Raw genomic sequence first — 252 nt, 5'->3', positions numbered from 1 at the left:
CAGGCCGGGCAGATTTTCGGCCTGATCGGCCAGTCCGGGGCCGGCAAGAGCACCCTGCTGCGCACGCTCTACGGCAACTACCTGCCGGCCGGCGGCAGCATCCGCCTGCGCCACGCCGGCGACTGGCTGGAACTGGTCGGCGCCGAGCCTCGCGAGGTGCTCGCCGTGCGCCGCCAGACCCTCGGCTACGTCAGCCAGTTCCTGCGGGTGATCCCGCGGGTGGCGACCCTCGACGTGGTCATGGAGCCGGCC

1 protein-coding gene is annotated in these 252 nt (G+C 73.0%); it reads left to right on the top strand.

Features of this window, described 5'->3' with window-relative positions:
- Positions 1–252, top strand: a 252-nt coding sequence (locus ACLJNW_RS26935; RefSeq protein ID WP_410961613.1) for an ATP-binding cassette domain-containing protein, incomplete at both ends; no start/stop codon positions are given.

It is taken from the genome of Salmonella sp. SAL4457 (assembly GCF_046548235.1).
Classification (GTDB): domain Bacteria; phylum Pseudomonadota; class Gammaproteobacteria; order Enterobacterales; family Enterobacteriaceae; genus Salmonella; species Salmonella enterica.
The sequence above is the reverse complement of the archived record's forward strand: the minus strand, read 5'-3'. Positions and strand labels throughout refer to the sequence as shown.